Annotated in this window: 18 protein-coding genes; 2 read left to right on the forward strand and 16 right to left on the reverse strand. The window is 42.2% G+C overall.

Annotation, left to right across the window (positions count from 1 at the left end):
* Nucleotides 1-23 precede the first annotated feature (23 nt).
* Nucleotides 24-3,980 carry an FIMAH domain-containing protein gene (locus tag ACFVSW_RS06075; protein ID WP_387313512.1) on the reverse strand — a complete coding sequence of 1,319 codons (3,957 nt, stop codon included), beginning with the start codon at nt 3,978-3,980 and terminating at the stop codon, nt 24-26.
* 175 nt (nt 3,981-4,155) lie between these two features.
* Nucleotides 4,156-6,801 (reverse strand): FIMAH domain-containing protein, encoded by a 2,646-nt coding sequence (locus ACFVSW_RS06080; protein ID WP_387313514.1) that lies wholly within the window; start codon nt 6,799-6,801, stop codon nt 4,156-4,158.
* Between the two features lie 395 nt (nt 6,802-7,196).
* Here ACFVSW_RS06080 and ACFVSW_RS06085 point away from each other — a divergent pair, with 395 nt between their 5' ends.
* Nucleotides 7,197-7,766, forward strand: a complete 570-nt coding sequence (locus ACFVSW_RS06085; protein WP_387313517.1) for an RBBP9/YdeN family alpha/beta hydrolase — start codon at nt 7,197-7,199, stop codon at nt 7,764-7,766.
* A gap of 581 nt (nt 7,767-8,347) precedes the next feature.
* Here ACFVSW_RS06085 and ACFVSW_RS06090 read toward each other — a convergent pair.
* From ACFVSW_RS06090 to ACFVSW_RS06110, 5 genes are read right to left on the reverse strand one after another with little or no spacing between them, the layout of a single operon-like run.
* Nucleotides 8,348-8,800, reverse strand: a complete 453-nt coding sequence (locus tag ACFVSW_RS06090) for an OsmC family protein (protein ID WP_387313520.1) — start codon at nt 8,798-8,800, stop codon at nt 8,348-8,350.
* Between the two features lie 11 nt (nt 8,801-8,811).
* Nucleotides 8,812-9,981: a vitamin-B12 independent methionine synthase gene (locus ACFVSW_RS06095; RefSeq protein WP_387313523.1), complete on the reverse strand. Its 1,170-nt coding sequence runs from the start codon at nt 9,979-9,981 to the stop codon at nt 8,812-8,814.
* Nucleotides 9,982-9,997: 16 nt separating this feature from the next.
* Nucleotides 9,998-10,711, reverse strand: a complete 714-nt coding sequence (locus tag ACFVSW_RS06100; protein WP_387313525.1) for a sulfurtransferase TusA family protein — start codon at nt 10,709-10,711, stop codon at nt 9,998-10,000.
* A 15-nt stretch (nt 10,712-10,726) separates the two neighbouring features.
* Complete coding sequence (locus ACFVSW_RS06105) at nt 10,727-11,089, reverse strand: DsrE family protein (RefSeq protein ID WP_387313529.1); 363 nt, start codon at nt 11,087-11,089, stop codon at nt 10,727-10,729.
* Nucleotides 11,090-11,133: 44 nt separating this feature from the next.
* The gene (locus ACFVSW_RS06110) at nt 11,134-11,367 is read right to left on the reverse strand and encodes a sulfurtransferase TusA family protein (protein ID WP_387313531.1); all 234 of its coding nucleotides are present in this window, start codon (nt 11,365-11,367) and stop codon (nt 11,134-11,136) included.
* Nucleotides 11,368-11,519: 152 nt separating this feature from the next.
* On the opposite strand from ACFVSW_RS06110, the gene ACFVSW_RS06115 reads away from it, so the two are divergent.
* Entirely contained in the window at nt 11,520-12,407 is an 888-nt protein-coding gene (locus ACFVSW_RS06115; RefSeq protein WP_387313533.1) for a selenium metabolism-associated LysR family transcriptional regulator, read from the forward strand.
* A 134-nt stretch (nt 12,408-12,541) separates the two neighbouring features.
* Here ACFVSW_RS06115 and ACFVSW_RS06120 read toward each other — a convergent pair whose 3' ends face one another.
* The 9 genes from ACFVSW_RS06120 to ACFVSW_RS06160 all read right to left on the reverse strand — a co-directional run bounded on the left by ACFVSW_RS06120 (nt 12,542) and on the right by ACFVSW_RS06160 (nt 20,441).
* Nucleotides 12,542-14,035 (reverse strand): acyl-CoA synthetase, encoded by a 1,494-nt coding sequence (locus ACFVSW_RS06120; protein ID WP_387313535.1) that lies wholly within the window; start codon nt 14,033-14,035, stop codon nt 12,542-12,544.
* 205 nt (nt 14,036-14,240) lie between these two features.
* Nucleotides 14,241-14,981, reverse strand: coding sequence for a 3-oxoacyl-ACP reductase FabG (gene fabG / locus ACFVSW_RS06125; protein ID WP_387313538.1), 741 nt, complete (start codon nt 14,979-14,981; stop codon nt 14,241-14,243).
* A 3-nt stretch (nt 14,982-14,984) separates the two neighbouring features.
* Nucleotides 14,985-15,875: an intracellular short-chain-length polyhydroxyalkanoate depolymerase gene (gene phaZ / locus ACFVSW_RS06130; protein ID WP_387313540.1), complete on the reverse strand. Its 891-nt coding sequence runs from the start codon at nt 15,873-15,875 to the stop codon at nt 14,985-14,987.
* Between the two features lies 1 nt (nt 15,876).
* Nucleotides 15,877-16,893, reverse strand: a complete 1,017-nt coding sequence (locus ACFVSW_RS06135; RefSeq protein WP_387313542.1) for a 3-oxoacyl-ACP synthase — start codon at nt 16,891-16,893, stop codon at nt 15,877-15,879.
* Nucleotides 16,894-16,899: 6 nt separating this feature from the next.
* The gene (locus ACFVSW_RS06140; RefSeq protein ID WP_387313544.1) at nt 16,900-17,085 is read right to left on the reverse strand and encodes a hypothetical protein; all 186 of its coding nucleotides are present in this window, start codon (nt 17,083-17,085) and stop codon (nt 16,900-16,902) included.
* 12 nt (nt 17,086-17,097) lie between these two features.
* Nucleotides 17,098-18,096, reverse strand: a complete 999-nt coding sequence (locus ACFVSW_RS06145; RefSeq protein ID WP_387313547.1) for a branched-chain amino acid ABC transporter permease — start codon at nt 18,094-18,096, stop codon at nt 17,098-17,100.
* Nucleotides 18,097-18,100: 4 nt separating this feature from the next.
* Entirely contained in the window at nt 18,101-18,961 is an 861-nt protein-coding gene (locus ACFVSW_RS06150; protein ID WP_387313549.1) for a branched-chain amino acid ABC transporter permease, read from the reverse strand.
* An 18-nt stretch (nt 18,962-18,979) separates the two neighbouring features.
* Nucleotides 18,980-19,690: an ABC transporter ATP-binding protein gene (locus tag ACFVSW_RS06155; protein WP_387313551.1), complete on the reverse strand. Its 711-nt coding sequence runs from the start codon at nt 19,688-19,690 to the stop codon at nt 18,980-18,982.
* Complete coding sequence (locus ACFVSW_RS06160) at nt 19,665-20,441, reverse strand: ABC transporter ATP-binding protein (protein WP_387313552.1); 777 nt, start codon at nt 20,439-20,441, stop codon at nt 19,665-19,667. The genes ACFVSW_RS06155 and ACFVSW_RS06160 overlap by 26 nt, the downstream gene beginning before the upstream one ends.
* Nucleotides 20,442-20,523 lie beyond the last annotated feature (82 nt).

Raw genomic sequence — 20,523 nt, forward strand, 5'->3', positions numbered from 1 at the left:
TGGGCACTTTTTTATCTTGTAGTTTAAGGACTAGACCACTTTGCAATCAGCTTTTGAGCGTCTATTGCTAAGTAGTTTTTAGCTTCTACAGAAATGTACCGCTGCATCGGCGCATTGTTCAAGTGCTTCAGGAAATCCTCCATTTTCTTCGCGGCTTGTTGGTATGAACCTTTGTTTAATTGGTATTCTGCCTGATCCAACCTGTCTTTCAATTGGTTTTCAAGTGGGCCAGTCAAGTCTCCAGATAAGATATAACCATCGACAATATCCCTCAGTGATTGAATGGTGAGATCCTGCAAATCGACAACAGCCTGCTGAAGAATTGCTGCAGCTGTATCAATTTGATTTTGCGTGGCTTCTCCATTACCATTCACGTTGACTGCATACGTTAATGCTGACTTCAGTGCTTGCCAAGAAGAGGAGGTATAGTCTGCTTCCGATAAAACTTTGGCATCATTTATTTCGTTTGTAAGCGCCGTTCTATCAATATTTACGAAGAACTGAAGTTCAGCTACATTGGCACGTGTATTATTTCCATCTATTACCGCGCCTAACCAACGATAGTATCGGTATTCTTTTTCATTATTAAGATTAATGACGTACCATGATTTGTCTGTTCCATTTTGTGGGTACTCCGAAATATAATACAAATCTTCGAATCCGCTACTTGGCGATACGTTAGACCCCTGGAGGATCGCCCCCTGCGATCTTTGTGCATTGGTGCCGAGTCTCGGTAAATATCTGACCACGTTAATGGCTACAGGCTTGCCAAAATCCCAGCCGACATAGGCATTTGTACTATTATGTTCGTAAAAAGTAGCCGGATTGCCGTCAAAGACATTCTCTGGCGGGTAGGATCCTTTCGTTGAGCCAAATGCGCTGCCGTTCCCGTTATTATTAACCGTTAAATTAGGCATCGACGTCATGTTGCTGAAAGTAATCAGGATTGACTCTTCATTACTGACCGACACTTTATAAGTACCTTCTTTAGTTGCGTACAAGAAACCGGCCGCATTGATAACCGCGTCTGTTGTTGCGGTACCATCTGGTTTGGTGACGGACCATTTCGAACTGTTGTTTTCCGTACTCAGTTGAACTGCACTGCCGCCATAAATGGTAGTTTGGCCATCGGTCATACTTACTTCTGGGATTCTGCCCGATTTTGTTTCAACCGGATCAGAGCTAACAGGATTAGATCTTGGTCCCTCTCCATTCGTATTAGTGGCCGTAACGAGATAATAGTAATTCCTGCTGCCATCGTTTTGTGCGTTTCTATCCGTATATTCAAGGTCGGTCAAATTCGATGCAATCAAGACATAATCTTCATTGCCCTCCGCCGTAACGATTTTCCTGTATACAGAATAACTAGAAGCTAAGTCCAAAGACTTCCATGTCAGCTTTACCGTATCTTGTGATATCCTCATTGCATTTAAACCGCTAGGAGCAGATGGAGGCAATGTTTTTTTCGCGTAAAAAGTGTATACTCCTCCCGTGTTTGCGGTCATTTCTTTAGTTTTTTCATTGATTGCTATTACCTTCCAAAAATATTGTTTATCGTTCGTCAGCTCCGGAATTATTTTTAAAGTGGTATTTACGGTTTCATCAAAAACTACCTTTTGAAATGCCGAATCTGTAGCAACGATTAATCGATAACTGTCGGCTAGTTTCGCAGCTTCCCATTCAAAGGTAACCTTCGGAGCATCTACATCCTCTCCTTTATTCATCGGTGATAACAAGTGAAATGCACTTGGATGATTAAATTCTGTTGAATCAGACGGAAAGATGGAGATTCCCTGCCCAGCTGATAAGGTTAAACTAATATTACCTTCGGAAATCCGCTTATTTTTTTCTAGCAATTTCAAACCATCTAGTCCGATAGAATAAATATCCACTGCGGTGATGTTAACCCAATCGTCTGGAAGTGTCCATGTCCTGTTTACATAACCGTTTTTACTAAATGCCAGCAATTCTTTTTTACTATCCTCGTTCCATTGTGCAGGGAATAAGACATCGTCGCCATCCCGCAGCACGCGGCCATTTTGTTTTATTAGCAAGCTGCCACCAAGCTTCTCACTGGTTACACCGTTCGAAAATGTTACCACTCCAGCTTTGTCGGAAATTCTGTCCAATCTGTTTAGAAAAAACCATGGCAATGTTTTTAGTGAAAACTCTTCGAGAAATCCTTTCAGGGTAGTTGGATCGGCTTTAATCGTTCCTTCACCAAGCATGCCAGTGCCTAATCGATCGTCTCCACCGTCGCCTCCCACATATAAGGATGCCGGTATACTAAATTGCTCCGCTGCATTCCAGCGAATATGCCATGCCATTGGCTGTAAACCAATGAGTGGATCCACCCTGTAATTTTTGTCAAATTCAGAAGTGAAATCAATACCCTTGTCGTTAAAATAGCGAATAATTTTTTTCTGTGTTTCGGCTTCTTCTTGTGAAGTGATTTCGTGATATGGACTAATATAGCCTGCGGCTAATCCAGGAATATTCTGATGAAATGCATCTACATGAATCGTGTGCGCACGTTCAATCGGCAGCAATTCTAATAGCTTATCAATCCTTTTTTGTGTTAAACCCGCTTCCCATTCTCTTGTATAACTAATTGGGTACCCCCACACATACTTTCTTAATGAACCATCTGCTTCTCTAGCAATCACATCCGCATCCAGATATGTTTGCCATAAGGGACTCTTATCACTGGCATCTAGCATATTAATATGCAAGCTGACGGTGGTATTGTATTTAAACGCTTCGTCCATCAGCCAAATTAGGCTATCCTCCGCTTTTTCATCCTGAGCACGTTTCAGCTTTGGATTGACCACATCAAGTGCAGGATAACCCGTATCATGGCCATCAAATTGCCAGCCGACCAAATAGATAATCTTTGGAATTCCGCGTGTCAGTTGATCCATTTTTTTGATTGCTTCTAACCCTTGTTCAAAGGTCATACTTACTTTGCCTTGATTATCAGCCATAAACATTTTCATCGTTAATGTTTGATGATATTGATGGAATGATGGACGATCCTTTTCAAATTTCACCGTAAATGTCAGTGTATCCGTTTTCGTAACGCCATCCAAAGTGACACTAACAGTTACAACGGCAGTACCCGCAGAATTGATTTTCGTACCTGCCCTAAGGTCCGCTCCGGTATCTGTTGGAGTCACAGAAGCAATCACATTCGTATTGCTTACAGTATATTTGACTGAGGCATGGCTAAGATCTGCAGCACGACCATTTTGCATTTTTCCACTAAGCTCCAAATGAGCCAACCCATCCAAATTTAAATTATTCTTGTCAGTTTTCAACGTTACTGAGTCTAAATAATCCGCTCCTCCAATAATTTTTGAAGCAAAAAATTCGGAGAGCGCTAAGTTTAATACAGCAATCGAAGCATCAACACCATCCTGTTTAACATTATTATCGACCATAACAGACCTAGCGATTTGAATTGAATTGAGTAACCGTTCCTTAGATCCTTTTGGATATTGGCCTGGCTCTGTTCCTTCCGTGGCTTCGTCATATGCAGACTGTGCACTTGTAATAATGTTCAGTAGTAGTGACTTATCAACGGATGATTCCTCTTTTAACCCTGGCACGACAATCTGAATGGGTGCAGTATCCGCCCTGGATCCATCTGATATTCTCGTGACTTCTAGAATGAGGGTTACTGTAGTATCCGTCTCCATTGGAAAAATTTGCGCGTCCATCGAAGGGATGACGTCTTCCCTACTGGAGTTTTTTATTTTGATTGAAAAACCTGACGGCACGGTTGGAAGTGTCAAAGTTGTCGCGCCTTTAACAGGTGCCGCAATCGAGGTAATACCCGTAGCTATTTCCGCCGCTGTTAGTTGCTGTACACTCTCGCCTTCTATAACAGCTGCATGGCTATGGCTTGTCTTAGCAGGAAAGAATAAAGATCCGGGAAACACCAGCAAAAAAGATAATAACAAAAGCATTGCCTTGCGCATGAAAATCCTCCTTTTTCATTGATATAAATGGTATCACTTTAGCATACCTATTAATGTCTCGATTCTGCTATTGAAGCACTCGTTTCTATTATCCTTAGACCTTAGTAATTTTCTGAAAGTAATAACAAAGTCTATTGATTATTTCGAAACAATCAATAGACTTTGTTCAAGAGAATTACTTAGAAGACCATTTTGCAATCAGCTTTTGTGCATCTTCCTTTAAGACGGCTTTAGCCTCATCAGAAATGTACCGTTGCATCGGCGCATTGTTCAAGTGCTTCAGGAAATCCTCCATTTTCTTCGTCGCTTGTTCGTATGAGCCTTTGTTTAATTGGTATTCTGCCTGATCCAACCTGTCTTTTAATTGATTTTTAAGTGGGTCGATCAAATCTCCAGAGTGGATATAGCCATCAACAGTATCCTTCATCGATTGAATCGTGATCTGCTGTAAATCTGCAACAGCCTTCTGAAGAGCTGCTTTAGCCAAATCAATTTGACTTTGAGCGGCCTGTTCATTCCCATTCACATTCATGGCATTGGTTAATGCCGACTGTATTGCTTTCCATGAAGAGGTTGTAAACTCTCCTTCCAGCAGGGACTTCGCTTTATTTATTTCATTTGTAAGCGCCGTTCTATCGATATTTACGTAAAACTGAAGTTCGGCTACGTTCGCACGTGTATTGTTTCCATCGATAACAGCACCTAACCAACGATAGTATCTGTATTCCTTTTCATTATTAAGATTAATGGTATACCATGATTTGTCCGTTCCATTTTGTGGGTACTCCGAAATGTAATACAAATCTTCAAATCCGCTGCTTGGCGATACGTTAGATCCTTGGAGGATCGCCCCCTGTGACCTTTGAGCATTGGTACCGGTTCTTGGTAAATACCTGACCACATTAATAGCTACTGGCTTGCCAAAATCCCAGCCGACATAGGCATTTGTACTATTATGTTCGTAAAAAGTAGCCGGATTGCCGTCAAAGACATTCTCTGGCGGGTAGGATCCTTTCGTTGAGCCAAATGCGCTGCCTTTCCCGTTATTATTAACCGTTAAATTAGGCATCGGCGTCATATTGGTGAAAGTAATCAGGGTAGATTCATCATTACCGGCTGACACTTTATACGTTCCTTCTTTTGTTGCGTACAAGAAACCAGCCGCATTGATGACTGCATCTGTTGTTGCGGTACCATCTGGTTTGGTGACGGACCATTTCGGTTTACTGTTTAGAGTTTGCAGTTGAACAACACTACTTCCATAAATTGTAGTCGGACCATCAGTTACTGTTACTAACGGTATACTAGTCGTTGATGTAGGCGGAATGACTACTTGAATACTGCCGGTGTCCGCCTTCACACCATCCGATGTTCTTGTAACCTCCAAAATGAGTGTCACTGTTGAAAGGGCAGCTTGAGGGACAATGGTTCCGTCCATCCTTACGACATTCGGTTTATCTGTGCTCTTAATGGCTATTGAATATCCATCCGGAACAGCAGGAAGTTTCAGTTTTTTATCACTGCTAGCCGGAGCTTCAATCGACTTAATTCCGGCTGCAATTTCAAGGATTTTAGGGTCTTTATTGACTGAATCCTTAAATACCTGAAAGGCTTTCGCAAGCTCATCATATGCCTCATTTACTTCATATTGGAACAGACTATTGTCTTCCATGATCAATTTAGCAGCATCAATCACTGCCTTTAGCTGCTCTTTCGCCCCAGCCGGATACTGGCCAGGCTCCGACCCGGTTACAGCCGCATCGTAGGCTAACTTCGCCTCGGTCATTAATTTTCCTAACGAGCTTTTATCGGCATTCCGTTTAGTAAGTGAATCTTTAATTCTTTTAAACATAGCGAAATGGTTCTTCGTAATATGACCATCCCAAGTTATTCCTATATTCCAAGAGATGGCTCCACCATTTCTTATTACTCTATTGGTATAATCAATTGCCTCTTGGTCCTTACGCGTGATACTGTCTCCCGACCAGCCGCCGAAAGGAGTAAGCGCATGCCATTGCACCCCTTCAATCCATCGGCCCTCGTTACTCGTACTCAGCAAGGTATCTGTACCTCTCTCGCCTGCCAAATAGTCCTGATAATCAGATGCTTTCTTAAAGGATGATGCACCTAGATTTAATGAGATTACTGAATTAGGGTTCCCGGATTTTGCTGCATCTGAGTAATATTTCCCCCATGGCGCGGTGTAGCCATTTTGTCCATAAAATCCGTCAAACCACCAGCCTGCGATTTTCGTTCCGTATCGGTCAGACCATTCTTTAATAACCTCGGCCCACTTTTGAACAAATGCTTCATCTGCATGCCAATTACCATTTGCATCTACTTGTTTTAAACCGAATCCGTGTGCAATGTTAGTGTCCTCTTTCGGAGCATTACTAGGCAAATAAAGGATTAACTTAATATCTTTAGCTTTCAATGCATCGGCCATGTCCATTATTAAATCCCGCTCGGAATTCCGTTCTCCGGGTTTATATCCTGAATAGCTGTCTAGTGTAGCATTCGGTGCCACATAATATCCGGAATTTTGCCCCACCGTAAAGATTACCCATTTGGCACCTGTTTCCGAAACTTCATTTGCAAATCCATTCACATCAAAAGCATTTACAGCATCGTTCCACTCTTTACTTCCTCCGTCTTTTGTCTCATTAATCCAATTTTGTAAATAGTGAAACGCCACTCCATAATTACCAGACATCCAATCTGTGTTCGGATTGTTCAGCTGTGCATTGGCTCTAGGTATTGGCACGATTAGCGACACAACTAAACTTAGAATGATAAAAGCTGATAGATTTCGTTTTATCATGGTTTTAATCTCCCTTCTATTTTGAAATTATCGGATATATCTGTATCCGTTTTCAATTTTAAACTTATCAAAATATTCAATTTTCTAATATGCCTCAATTCTACTATTGAAGCGCTCTTTTCTCTGTTTTATTTAATGTGTAGCCGATTCGGAATCTTCGTTAGTTCATGTAGGATTGAATATAGTATTATTTAGGTATGACTTGTGTAAACCACTCTTTTATTAATTTGATTGGTTTAAATGCAAGGATTGGAGGATATTTTTCTATTAACATATTTTCATATATTGGAACCAATTATCTTTAATTCGCGGTTGCCTTTTCAACCCAAGAGAATTATACTTTTATTAATACCAACTTATTCAATCGGAATAGTAAAATTAAAAGGAGCGAGGTTATGTACCATCAAAGTTTTCTTATCATCCATGGATTAGGGGGAAGCGGACCTGATCATTGGCAAACTTGGCTTGCTAATGAATTAAAAGAAAGAAACTTTCATGTTTGTTATCCAACCTTTTCACAGTTTGATTCACCTGATAAAGTGGTTTGGTTAAAGGAATTAAATTCAGCTATTGAAACAATTCCAACAAATTATCGACTCACAGTTATTACGCATAGTCTTGGCTGCCTATTATGGTTTCATTACGCAGCTAGTAAAAATAAACGGCTTGCTAAACAGGCTATTCTTGTTGCACCGCCATCTCCAAAAATTATTCTCTCTGAGGCGAAAACTTTTTATCCGGTTCCTTTGAATAAAAATCAGCTAGTGGAAGCGGCTGAGGAGACACTTTTTGTTCATTCATCCAATGATCCATATTGCAGTCCTGATGATGCCGAAAAGTTCAAGAGTTTAAATTTGCCCACGATCACACTACCTTCTGCAGGCCACATTAATACCCTCTCAGGGCACGGAAAATGGCCGTTGATATTGGATCTATGCCTTAATTCTGAAATGATTTTTCATTAGAAAAACCGGGCAAAAACCGCCCGGTCCTTTTAGCGAACTTCCAATCGTTTAATACTCTTTCCATACATTGCTTAATAATAATCAGGATACGTTTCTAGTACACATTTTTCACAAGAAAACATTGTTTAGTTGTTGGATCCCCGTCATCGTCTACCGGACAACCATTTTTTCTTGACTAAAGTCGCTTATAATCTCTATAAGCTTCCGAACACTAACTTTTTTCTAGGTTACGGTCGCTTATAACCACTTTAAGCTACCGAACAACCACTCTTTTCTTGGCTACGGTCGCTTATAACCTTAATAAGCTACCGAACAACCATTTTTTTCTTAGCTACGGTCGCTTATAACCTCTATAAGCTACCAAACAACTATTTTTTTCTTAGCTACGGTTGCTTATAACCACTTTAAGCTACCGAACAACTATTTTTTCCTTAGCTACGGTCACTTATAACCTCTATATGGATTCGTTTCAGAATCTTCGGCTCCATACCTCCATTTTCTCGTAATCAAAAAAAGGGGCAATATATAAATTCTTATATTATTAAAAAGGAGTGATGCCGAAACATCACTCCTTCGTTATATTAAGCTACTACCGCCGCTTTCACCCATTGATTTTCAACAGGAATTCCGGCATCCTTTATTGTACGGAAAACAGGGCATCTAAGGTCAACTGCCTTTTGCAATTCATCAATTCTTTCTTGCGGTTCGGAAGTTTCGACAACTGCTTTGACGGTGACTTGCTGGAAGTAAGGTTTTACGGATAAATCCCCCATCAACCCTGCTAAATCCAAACTGCCTTCTACATTAAATGAAATTCCTTGAAGATCGAACTTCATTTCCTGAGCGATCAATTGAGCCATAACATTTTCACAGGCAATCAGTGAGGATAGAAACGTTGACAGCGGATCAATCGCCGAGTCCTTTCCGCCAAACGATACCGGTTCATCGATCGCGATTGTATGTTTGCCGGCAACCGCATCGAGGCGCATTCCCGTTCCTTCACCTTCTACTTTAAAGTTCATCATTTGTCCCATTTTAATTCCTCCTATACCAAAACCATTTCCCGCAGCTTCTTTGCCGCCTCTGACATAACCTTTAATTTTTCAAAAGCAATCTTGTCACTATTCATTGGTCGTTGTGCAAACGTTCCGAAGCCGCAATCCGGATTTAAGAAGATTTTTTCATCCGCGATATATTTTCTCGCTTCCTGGACCCGTTCAACGATTGCCTCCACCGTTTCAACCGTTTCCGTCCTTGGGTTGACGATGCCAAATCCGAGCTCTTTTCCGCCAAAATCTCGAATTGCATCAAGCTCCCCGGCTCGAGGTGTCGCATATTCAAGTATTAGCTGGTCGATATTTACATTCGCCAGATACGGGATTAACGGATAATATGGACCGCGCAGCAGCACCTGCTCTTGCGTGCTCCAGTTGCCACGGCAGACATGAACCCCGATTCTTGAACCCCTGCCTAACATCCCGTCTGTAACCTGATTCATTAAATCCAGTGCAAATGCAATTTCTTCTTCGGCATCAGCCTTAGCGGTCAATGCACCGCACATAAACGTCCGATTGGCATTTTTTTGTGTAAAGACAAGCTCCGTTAATACTGGCTCATCGAATTGAATAAAATCAACTCCAGCCGCAATTAACTCTTCCAGTTCTTCCCGCAAAACTTTAATAATATCAACAGCCAAATCCTCTTTCGTCGGGTAAGCGTCTTTCGATAACCCTTCTACCCACATGGCCCTTGTTAACAGATAAGGACCTGGCAGCATGACCTTAATCGCTTTATCTGTATGTTTCTTTAAAAATAAATAGTCATTTAATGCAAGCGGCTTTTTACGGCTGATTTTTCCCGCAGCTGCCGGGTTAGACATCGAGAACGCCGGAACATCTAATGTTCCAAGAATTTCCTCAAAACTTGCTTTATCTTCGACATATTCAAGCAACTCAGACACCATCAGCATTCGAACATTATTGAGATGTTCTGCTACAAACGAAATAAAATTATCGCGGCGCTGTTCACCGTCAGAGACAATATCAATCCCTGCATCTTCCTGCCATTTCAAGCATTGTAACACCGCCACATCCGCAATTGACTGAAACTCGTCTTCGCTTATTCTTCCGGCCCGCTTGTCACGCATAGCCTTTTTCACTTCAACTGTCCTCGGCCAGCTGCCAATCACAGTAGTTGGAAACGTTGGTAAATTCACGATTGTTGAGACCCCCTTAAAACACAATTGAGAGCTTAATGTTAATCGATACTGCTTGTTTAAGAGTTTGGTAGATTGGTGATCGCTCTAGTGTATTTCTCCATAAATCCTCAAGGACCGCTTCCGTTTCAGGTGATGATACATAAAACGCCCCCGTAATCTGTTCGAGTTTCGGACTGCCTTCATCTTCTAATTCTAGATGAAACAACACATTATCCAAGCCGCCTTTTAATGCAAGCTCAAGATTATCAATCTCTAAATTCCGCTTGGAGGCTTGGGCTTTAAAACCAACTGTCAAACAGGAGGCAAGCGAGGCGAGCAGATAATCAATCGCACTTGGTGCATTGACCTTCGGACTAAAATCAGCCGGCTGCCCCGCTAAAAAAGTATGGTTTCTGGAATGGACTTTTGCAGAGAGATCTTTTTCTCCCCGAACCCGGACACTCCATTGATAGCCTTTTGCTGCTTGTAAATCCTGCTCTAATTCTTCTTGTGCAGAACCTTTTCTGATAAAATATCGGGTTGTATTTTCGCCTGGTTCTGAACCGAGGAATTCATGATTGACCATTCGGCACCATGCCGGCAGGTCCTCAGCAACGGTTCTCTCTCTGCTCCGGACTTCAAGGATCTGTCCATCCAACAATGGGTCCATTGCTTTTTTAATAATCAATAGCAGACCCGAACCGCAATCTAAGTCTCCGCCATCACAAACTCCATGAGGTATTTCCATTTTAGTCACCTGATTTTAGTAAGTAATCGAAGCTGCACCTTGGCTGAGGAACTCAACTAATTTTGCTCCGCCAACAATCGTAGCACCTTCTACGAGATTTTCTTCATCTAACTCGCGCTTTTTATAACATGGGCTGCACACCCAAAGAATTCCGCCAGCTTCGACAAATTGGTCCATAAGCTGCTTTAACGGAGCAAAACCTGCTTCGTGAATGTCATCAGCATACCCTTTCGAGGCAAGGTAAGCGCCTTCAACATTTAGAAACACAACGGTTTCTTGCCCAGAGGCTACTGCTGCGTTGGCTACGACGAAACCAACCGTTGCTTTGTCAGGATCGTTCTTCGCATTTGTTAAACTTACTAAAAATTTGCCAGCCATATTTCATTCCTCCATTATTTTCATATTTATGTAAAAGGTTGTAATTAACCTTTTTCAATATAGTAATGACTTGTTTTTCCAAAATCTCTCCGTTCAACAAGTGTATGCTGCTGCATTCTGCACCATGCCGGCAAGTCTTCTCTTGCACCGGGGTCATAGGAGATGACTTCGATCATTTGACCTTTGTCCATCTTTTTCATTGTGAGGAATAGATTCATAATCAATTCTCCACAGCCAGTCGGACCCGCATCACATAGGAAATCTGGTTTATATGACATCATTTCCACTCCCTTCGGTAAATATGTCATAAACATTTCAATTTGGCAGCTCACTTCCATTATAAAAAAGTGGTACGCTTAAATAAATTCAATTTATCTATTCTACCAATCTCTATTAATCGAATATATGAATATATAAGGAGAAGATTCTGATGGATTTGCACCAACTCTTCGTTTTTACAAAGGTGGTTGAGCATAAGAGCTTTTCTAAGGCAGCAGAGGATATTTTTTTAAGTCAATCTACAGTAAGTTCTCACATTCACGGATTGGAAAAAATGCTGGGCTTGAAGCTTTTTGACCGCGTTGGCAGGGAAAGTATTCTGACACCACAAGGGGAACGTTTATATCAATGGGCACTTAAACTATTACTAATCAAAGATCAGGCATTGCTCGATTTAACAGAGGGGATGGCCGAGCTTCGGGGCATCATTCGAATTGCGGCAAGTTCTGTTCCTGGACAGTTTATGCTCCCAAAGATCGTTAAACAATATAGAGAGCAGTATCCAGAAGCACTGTTTCATATTAACCAATCTTCTTCAAAAATTGTTGCTGAAAAGGTGCTTCATGGTTCTGTGGATATTGGGATTTTAGGCGAAAAATATGTGGATGATAAACTTCGCTACCTTCCATTGTTAAAAGAAAAATTAGTGCTGATTACTTCGAATCAGATTAACTTATCCGATGGGGCCGTCAACATCGAAGATATCCTTCAGTATCCTTTTGTGATGCGGAATTCTGATTCAGGAACAAATGCTATTTTGGAAAAATTCTTGAAGAAAAATAACATTGCAAAGGACAAATTAAATGTTATTTCATACATAGAGGACGGTCAGAGTTTAATGCAGTTTGTGATGCAGGATGTCGGAATATCAATAGTTTCGGAAATAGCCGCAAGAGAATACGCCGCTAAGAACATGCTTAGGATGCATGATCTTAATGGTTTCAATGAAGAAAGATACTTTTATCTGGTTTACAACATTAATAAAACCCAATCGCTTCTTTCAAAATTATTTATTGATAGTGCGAGAGATTTGATTTAGGTTTGTTTAATTTCTTGGCGCAGGTAACGCTATAAGCGACCGAGGACTGTCAGTTTTCTATCTCACGGTGTCAGGCACCGCTCTGGATCTTGCTGAAAAAAGCTAAGAGGGAGAAAAGTGGATTGTTCTCCCTTTTAGCTATGAATACTCATTTCTTTTAACTTTTTTTTATCTATTTTTCCCACGTGGGTTTTTGGCAGTTCCGCTAAGCGAATGAACTGTTTTGGAATTTTGTATCGGCCCAGTTTTGATTCACAATACATTTTTAATTCCTCATCTGGTATAGTGTAGGATTGCTTTAAAGTAATGAACGCGGCAACCACTTCTCCCCATTTTTCATCAGGCAACCCTAGGACTGCCGCTTCGTCAATCGCCGGATGTTCGGCCAGCCACTGCTCTACTTCAAGTGGATAGACATTTTCTCCGCCCGAAATGATCATCTCTTTTTTCCGGCCGACAATATAATAGAAGCCCTGTTCATCTCTTTTCGCTAAATCTCCCGTATGAATCCAGCCATCCTTCCACGTTTCCTCTGTTGCTTGTTCGCGGTTCCAATAAAACGAAAAGGCATGCTTCCCTTTTATTAAAAGTTCACCGACCTCATCGGGCTTCGCCTCGCAGCCATCTGTTTTTACTAGTTTTATTGAATTAAACAGCATCGGTTTGCCGACAGATCCACGTTTCATTTGAGCATCTTCCGGACGAATATAAAAATTATTCGGCCCCGCCTCTGTAAGACCATACCCTTCTTTAAAAGCTAACCCCTTTTTCTGAAAGGCCTCGTAGATTTGCATAGGACACGGTGCTGCCCCCGATAAAAAAATCTTCATAAAAGGGAAATCACTGTTTTGAAATTCGGGTGTTTGAATCAGCATATGGTACATGGTTGGGACGAGGAGAATTGTTGTACAGCGGTATCGATTCAGCGATTCCACCGCTTTTTGTCCAGTAAATGGCTCGCCTATTACGACTGTCCCGCCAATCATCAAGACGGGAATGGTCAAGGCATTTAATCCGCCCGTATGAAACATCGGCATATAGTTTACTGTCACTTCATCCTCTGTTAAGCTCCAGCTTACAATTGTATTAAGCGCGTTCCAAAGAATAGATTGGTGGCTTAACACAACTCCCTTTGGTTTACCGGTGGTCCCTCCGGTATATATCATCGCCAGCGGGTCAGTTTCAGCGATTTCCTCTTGTGGTAAATCCCCAATTGGAAACGTGACTAGTTCTTCGTAACTGACATCCCCTATAAAAAAGGTATTTAAGTTATTAAGTTGTTGATGTTTAGCTTTGAACTGCGGATGGATTCCGATCAAAACAGGTGTACAATCCGCCAATATCTCGTTTATTTCATGCAATGATAAGCGCCAATTAAGCGGAACGAAGATGGCACCAATTTTCCCGCAGGCAAACAATAAGTCGAAATAGCTAATATGGTTTGGCGATAATAGTGTTACTCGATCGCCTTTTTTTACGCCCCGGGTATGAAGCCAGCTTGCGGTTGAGTTTGCCCGCTTATTCAATTGTTCAAATGTCCATGCATTGTTTGTCTGTTCATCTATAATTGCATCCTTATTTGGCGATAATCGTGCCCGATTTTCCAGCCAATCCAGTTCCCAGTTCACCGACCAATCGCTCCTTCTCTACTAGATGGAACTATTCTACTCATTTTTAGTTACAGAGCAGTTACAGGGGATTGCATAAAGAAAACTCGCCGATTGGCGTGCCCGTTAGGGCTAAGACAGAGGCGTAGTTGCACTTATGCCTGATAGGAAAGTTATACTTTCCTATCGGCCAAAAAAAACGACCCTAATAAGGTCGCTTCCACCATTACATCATAATCCCGCCATCCACATGGAGCACGGTTCCGTTCACGTAATTCGATTCATCCGAAGCAAGGAACAAATAAGCATTCGCGATATCCTCCGGCTTCCCTAATCGGGCAAGCGGAACCATCTGCATCATTTGCGCCATTACTTTTTCCGGCACCTTTGCCGTCATTCCTGTTTCGATGAATCCCGGGGCAACAGCATTGACATTAATCCCTTTCCGCCCAAGCTCCTTCGCCCACGTTTTCGTCATGCCGACAACACCGGCTTTGGTAGCCGCATAATTCGTTTGTCCGACATTACCATAGACTCCGGAGACAGAAGATGTGTTAATAATTCTTCCACTGCCATTCGCAATCATCGCTGGCAATACAGCCTGTGTACAGTGAAAAACACCCTTTAGATTGACATCAAGTACGGATTGAAAATCTTCCACTGATAGCTTTGACAGCATCGCATCTCTTGTGATGCCTGCATTATTAATCAGGATATCGATTTTGCCATAGGTCCCCAGAACCTTTTCGACCATTTCATCCACACTCTGGCGGTCTGCTACATTTACTTGAAAAAAAGTAACTTCATAGCCTTGTTGCTGCAGCTCACGAGCCCGTTCTTCGCCTTGTTCCACATTGAAATCTGCCATCGCCACCTTTGCACCTTCTCGTGCAAATACCTCTGCAGCGGTTAAGCCGATACCGCCCGCCGCCCCTGTTATAATGGCTACTTTATCTTGTAATCTCATCTCCTACTCCTCCAAAAATTGTGTCATCGCCTTCAATAATTGCGGAAGATCATCCACTAATGGAGAATGCCCACAATTCTTTAATTCTACAAACTCAGCTTTTTCTCCTAGGTCCTCAACAAGTTCTTTCGTCATCTCTTTTAAAATCACCATATCACGGTCCCCTTGCAACACCAGAACAGGGACATCGATTAAATCTACTTTGCCATTCCCCTCGACAAGCCCATTATAGTGACGGCTAATATTAAAGGTATTATTGGCATGATGTACCTCAGCCAAATTCCTTTGTGTTCTCATGTCTTGAACATACTCATCATAAAGTTCAGCAGCTGGCTGTTTATCTGTATAAATAACCGCATTCCAAATCAGTTTCAATAAGTCCACATTATTCGTGTCATAGGCTGTTTGCACAGGAATCGTCCGAATTAAATCCTGTTTAATCTCTTCATGTAAGGCAAACCGCCGCGGCTCATCCGTTTCATTTATTTTCCCATCAAATGGGTAGCCGCGGGTTGATTCCGATGCTAATAAAATCAGCTTATTACAATAGCCCGGGTAATCAGCAGCAAAATGCATCGCTACCGCTCCGCCCGTTGACCAGCCCGCTACAGAAAAATCCTTCAAGCCAATTTCATCAACAAACAGTTTCACATCATCGGAAAAATCTTTAATCGACATGACTAGATTGTTATAGCTGGAATCGCCAAAGCCGCGCAAATCAACCGCATATAGCTTATAGTTCTCATCCATATTGTCAAGCACCAAATCCCAATGCTTCGACGATGTCATATTTCCATGGATTAATAAAACCTTTACCTCGCCGCCCTCTCTCTCCCTATAAGCCAAAGTTTCTCCATTCGGCAAAAGCACTTCCTTCATTGAAACATTAACCATCTCAATCACCCTTTCCCCATTTAATTGTGGTTGCTCCCCAAGCGTAGCCAATTCCGGCACTGACAAAAACGACAACATCACCTTCCTTGATTTTCCCTTCTTTTAAGGCAAGCTCCAAGGACAAAATTTGATCGATTTGTCCGATATGTCCATAGTCCTCAAGATAAATAGACTGTTCTTCGGACAAGCCTAGTTCCTTTAATACATATTCATGGGCCGATTTTTTCATGTGTAGAATCGCCAAGTAGGAAAGATCGGCCTCACTATAGCCGCTTTTTCCTAATGACTCGCGAATCACCTTTAAAAAATTATCCATCGACTTTTGTTCCAGACGCTGCTTCATGCCTTCAGGATCAAGAACATCGAGCATATTGAGGCGCTGCTCAATTGCCTCCACAGTAATCGGGTTCTTGGTACCGCCGGCAACAACGACAACATCCTCGGAAAAAGAACCATCCGTGATAAGTTCTGTTTCTAATAGAAGATTTTCGTTATGCCCCTTTTGTAAAATAATCGCGCCGCCCCCGGCACCCAGATTAAACATAAACCGGGTTCTCGGATTCTCGTAATCAATGAAATCAACATTGCGATACCCGCCTGCGAGCAGGACAGTTTGTATCCCAGGGTCAGCAATCATCAAACTTTTCGCCACTTTCAAGGCCATGACGGTCGTCCCGCATCTTAACGCCACATCAAAGGCCCAAGCATTAAACGCACCCACTTCTTCCTGCAGCTTAATCCCGGCCGTCCAAAGCGGGTACTCCTTATGTTCTTCGCCGATATAAATAACGAGATCAATCTCCAATGGATCAATCCCCGCCTTGGCAATTGCCTTTTTCGCCGCGGTAATCCCCATTTCACATGTATGATCATCGGGTCCAGGGATATGCTTTTTTTTGATTCCCATTTTCTCTTCGACAACAGGTGCAGGGATACCTGCCAGTTCTGCAATCTCTTTACCAGTCAAAAATTCGTCTGGTAAATAAATCCCTGTGCTCAGAATGCCAATTTGCACCACAATCACCTACTCCCTAAGATCCTCTGCCATTTCTTGCATGAATTCCATCGCTTTCTCAATCGACTCAAACAACGTCTCCCGATCTTCTTGGACATGTGTTACCTTTATTCTCCATTGTTTTTTTCCTGTTTCCTTTTCAATAGCGGCAAGTTGAAAACGAACGACAAAGGAAGCAATTTGATTGATGTCCACGTGTCTCCCCCTTTATCCCGCTATCTTTTCTTCTTTTTTAACAGCAGGTTGTTTTTTTCGTTTCCAAGAAAGTGTACTTAACGTCCCGACAATTCCTCTTGGGAAAAACATCACGACCAAAATATAAATAATGCCAAAGAAGATAATCCAGCGCTCAAAAATCCAATGCTCTTTCGCCAGTTCCGTCAGCCAATGATGGGCAAACTCGATTAGACCTGCGCCAATGATGGCACCGACTAATGTTCCTACTCCGCCAATGATTGTCATTAATAATGCATCCAAGGTAATATCCATTGCAAACACACTTGTGTTCACAAAACGCAGCGAAATCGCATATAAGATTCCTGCTATTCCTGCTAATACGCCGGACATCACACTTGCGGCAATTTTATAATGCAGCACATGAAACCCTAATGATTCCGTTCGTTGTTCATTTTCCCTAATCGCCTGAAGCACCCTGCCAAGAGGGGAATTGGTAAACCGCTTCAGGATGAGAAATACCGCAACCATGACGACCAAACAAAGCAGGTAAAAATTAGTCCGATCAATAAACAGTTCCGGGACGCGAAAGGTGAAGCCATCATTGCCATAGGTCATCGTCCGCCACTTTTCCGCTAAGACAAGAAAAAGCCCTGATAACGATAAGGTTAACATCGCATAAAAATGACTTTTTAAACGAAGCGTAAGCAAACCAACAAGGAAGCTGACGATACCAGTAAGAACAATGGTAGTCATTACTGCCAAGAGGAAATACCCGAGCGTTGGTTCAAACCGCTTCATAAAAATCCCCATCGAATAGGCTCCGATCCCAAAAAACATCGCATGTCCAAAAGAAACAATTCCAGTAAACCCCAACAACAAGTCATAACTCATCGCGAAAATCGAAAAAACAAACACCTGTGTTAATAAAATCAATAAGTTTCGCGATTCGTAGACAAACGGCAAAAGGAGCAGAAAAGCTGCAACGACTAAAACGATAGCCGTCATCCTATTTCCCTGAATCAATCGCATGTTCTCACCCCTTCGCACCAAATAGACCCTGCGGCCGAATAATTAACACAATCGCCATGAGGAGCATATTTACAGCCAGCGATAGATCGGGGACATAATAAGCCATAAATGAACCGGAAAGCCCTACCAAGATAGCGGCTAACACAGAGCCTTTGAAATTGCCCATCCCCCCGATAACGACGACAATGAAGGCTAAGATGGCGAATTCCATCCCCATACCAGCATGAATTACCCCGGAATAAGGGCCGAGCAGTACACCGCCAAGCGCGGCCATACCGGCACCAATCATAAATACAAACATGAACACCCTTTGAATATTAATTCCCAGCGCCTGCACCATTTCTTTATTCATGACACCTGCGCGGACAACAAGACCAATCTTTGTTTTTTTAAGCAAAAATTGCCCTCCTGCAAAAATGAGGAACCCTACTAAAATGATAAATACGCGGTACTTGATGATAATAACGCCGCCGAGTTCCCAGCTGCCCTTTAAATAGTCCGGAGGCGATGCGGTAATTTGATTGGGCCCCCAAATGACTTTCAACATTTCGGATAAAACAAGCATGAGACCAAGGGTGATTAAAATCTGCTGTACATGGTTGCCGTAAACCGGTTTAATAATCCATTTTTCAGTAATAATCCCGAGCAGAAAACCGGTCAAGATGGCGCCAATGATCCCGATGATAAAGCTATTTGTCTGCGAATAAATCCACAGACCGCTATAAGCTCCCCAGGCAAATAACCCGCCGTGGGCAAAATTCAGCACATCCATCAAACCGAAAATCAGCGTTAAACCGGCCGCCAATAAAAAGATCAGCATCCCTGTTGCCAGACCATTTAAGGCTAAGTTGATGATTAAATCCACTTAGTTGTCCCTCCTTCCTTACGCAATCCCTAGATATTTTCGTTTCATTTCTTCATCTTCTTTCAGTTCCTTCATGGAGCCATGACTCACGGTTCGTCCATCGTCAATAATGTAAAATTGATCGCCAATCGTGCTCGCCATCATGAAATTTTGTTCCACCAACACGATGGTTGTTTGAGCTTTCATTTGGATTATGGAATCCATAACCTTTTCCACGACAATGGGAGCCAAACCTTTACTTGGCTCATCTATTAACAGCAGTTCGTTTTCATTCACATACGCTCTTGCGATGGAAAGCATTTGTTTTTGACCGCCGCTTAACAGGCCGCCCGGTTTTTTCCAAAACTTTTTCAAATCAGGGAACAGATTTAAGATCCAATCCATTCGTTTAGCGGTTTCTTCATCGTCTTTTTGAATCGCCACTCTCATGTTTTCCTCAACCGTGAGTCCGGCAAAAATCCCCTGATCCTCTGGAACATAACCGATGCCCTTTTTGGCAATAGTATAGGTTGGCAGGGACTTAATCTCTTCGCCTTTAAACATGACGCTCCCTTTTGATGCCGGATTCAGCCCCATTATCGTTCGTAAGGTCGTTGTTTTTCCGGCTCCATTTCTTCCGAGAAGCACCGTCACTTCCCCTCTTTTCACCTCAAAGGAAACACCTTGGAGAATATGATATTGACCGATATAGGTTTCGACTTTATCAAGTTTTAACAGGTCTTTGTTCATCGAGCTGACCTCCTAAATAGGCAGACTGCACTGTCTCGTTTTTCATGATTTCTTCCGGGGTTCCGTCGGCCAAAAGCCTGCCATTAAAAAGAACCATGACCGAATCCGATAAATCGAGAATCATATCCATCTTGTGTTCAATCAGGATAATCGTTCGGTTCCCTTGTTCCTTAATTCGTTTTATCACTTCTAGAATCGCCGGCACTTCCTCAAGGGACATGCCTGCTGTTGGTTCGTCTAATAAAAGCACTTCTGTTTCAAGTGCCAGCAGCATCGCAATTTCAAGCTTCCGCTTTTCGCCATGGGCCAGATTGCTAGCCAGTGACCCCTTTTTATCGTCTAACAGGACAAGCCTGAGCCATTCTATTGCCTTTTCTTCAAATTCTCGATACTTTTTAAAATGAAACAGCATCTGATATCGAATTCCTGCCTGCGATTGGACCGCTAATCTTACATTCTCTAATACTGTTAAATTAGGGAATACATTGGTAATTTGAAAGGAACGGCCAATCCCCGCTCTTGTGCGGTTTGTCGGTGAAAATTTCGTGATATCCTTCCCGCGATAATAGATTTTTCCTTGAGTCGGCGTTAATTGGCCGCTTAAGAGATTGAAAAAGGTTGTTTTTCCCGCGCCATTTGGCCCAATAATTGACTTAAAGTGCTTCTCCGGAACAGAAATACTGACAGCATCCACAGCAGTATGACCGCCAAAGGTAATCGATAGATCAGTTGTTTCAATAAGCGAAGACATTCGCTTCACCGCCTTGTAATAGAAATAAGGAAGAGGGTGACCGTGTTTTACTCGGTCGAACCCCCGTCATTTTTACTTGATA

It is taken from the genome of Neobacillus sp. NPDC058068, assembly GCF_042885335.1.
Taxonomy (GTDB): domain Bacteria; phylum Bacillota; class Bacilli; order Bacillales; family Cytobacillaceae; genus Neobacillus.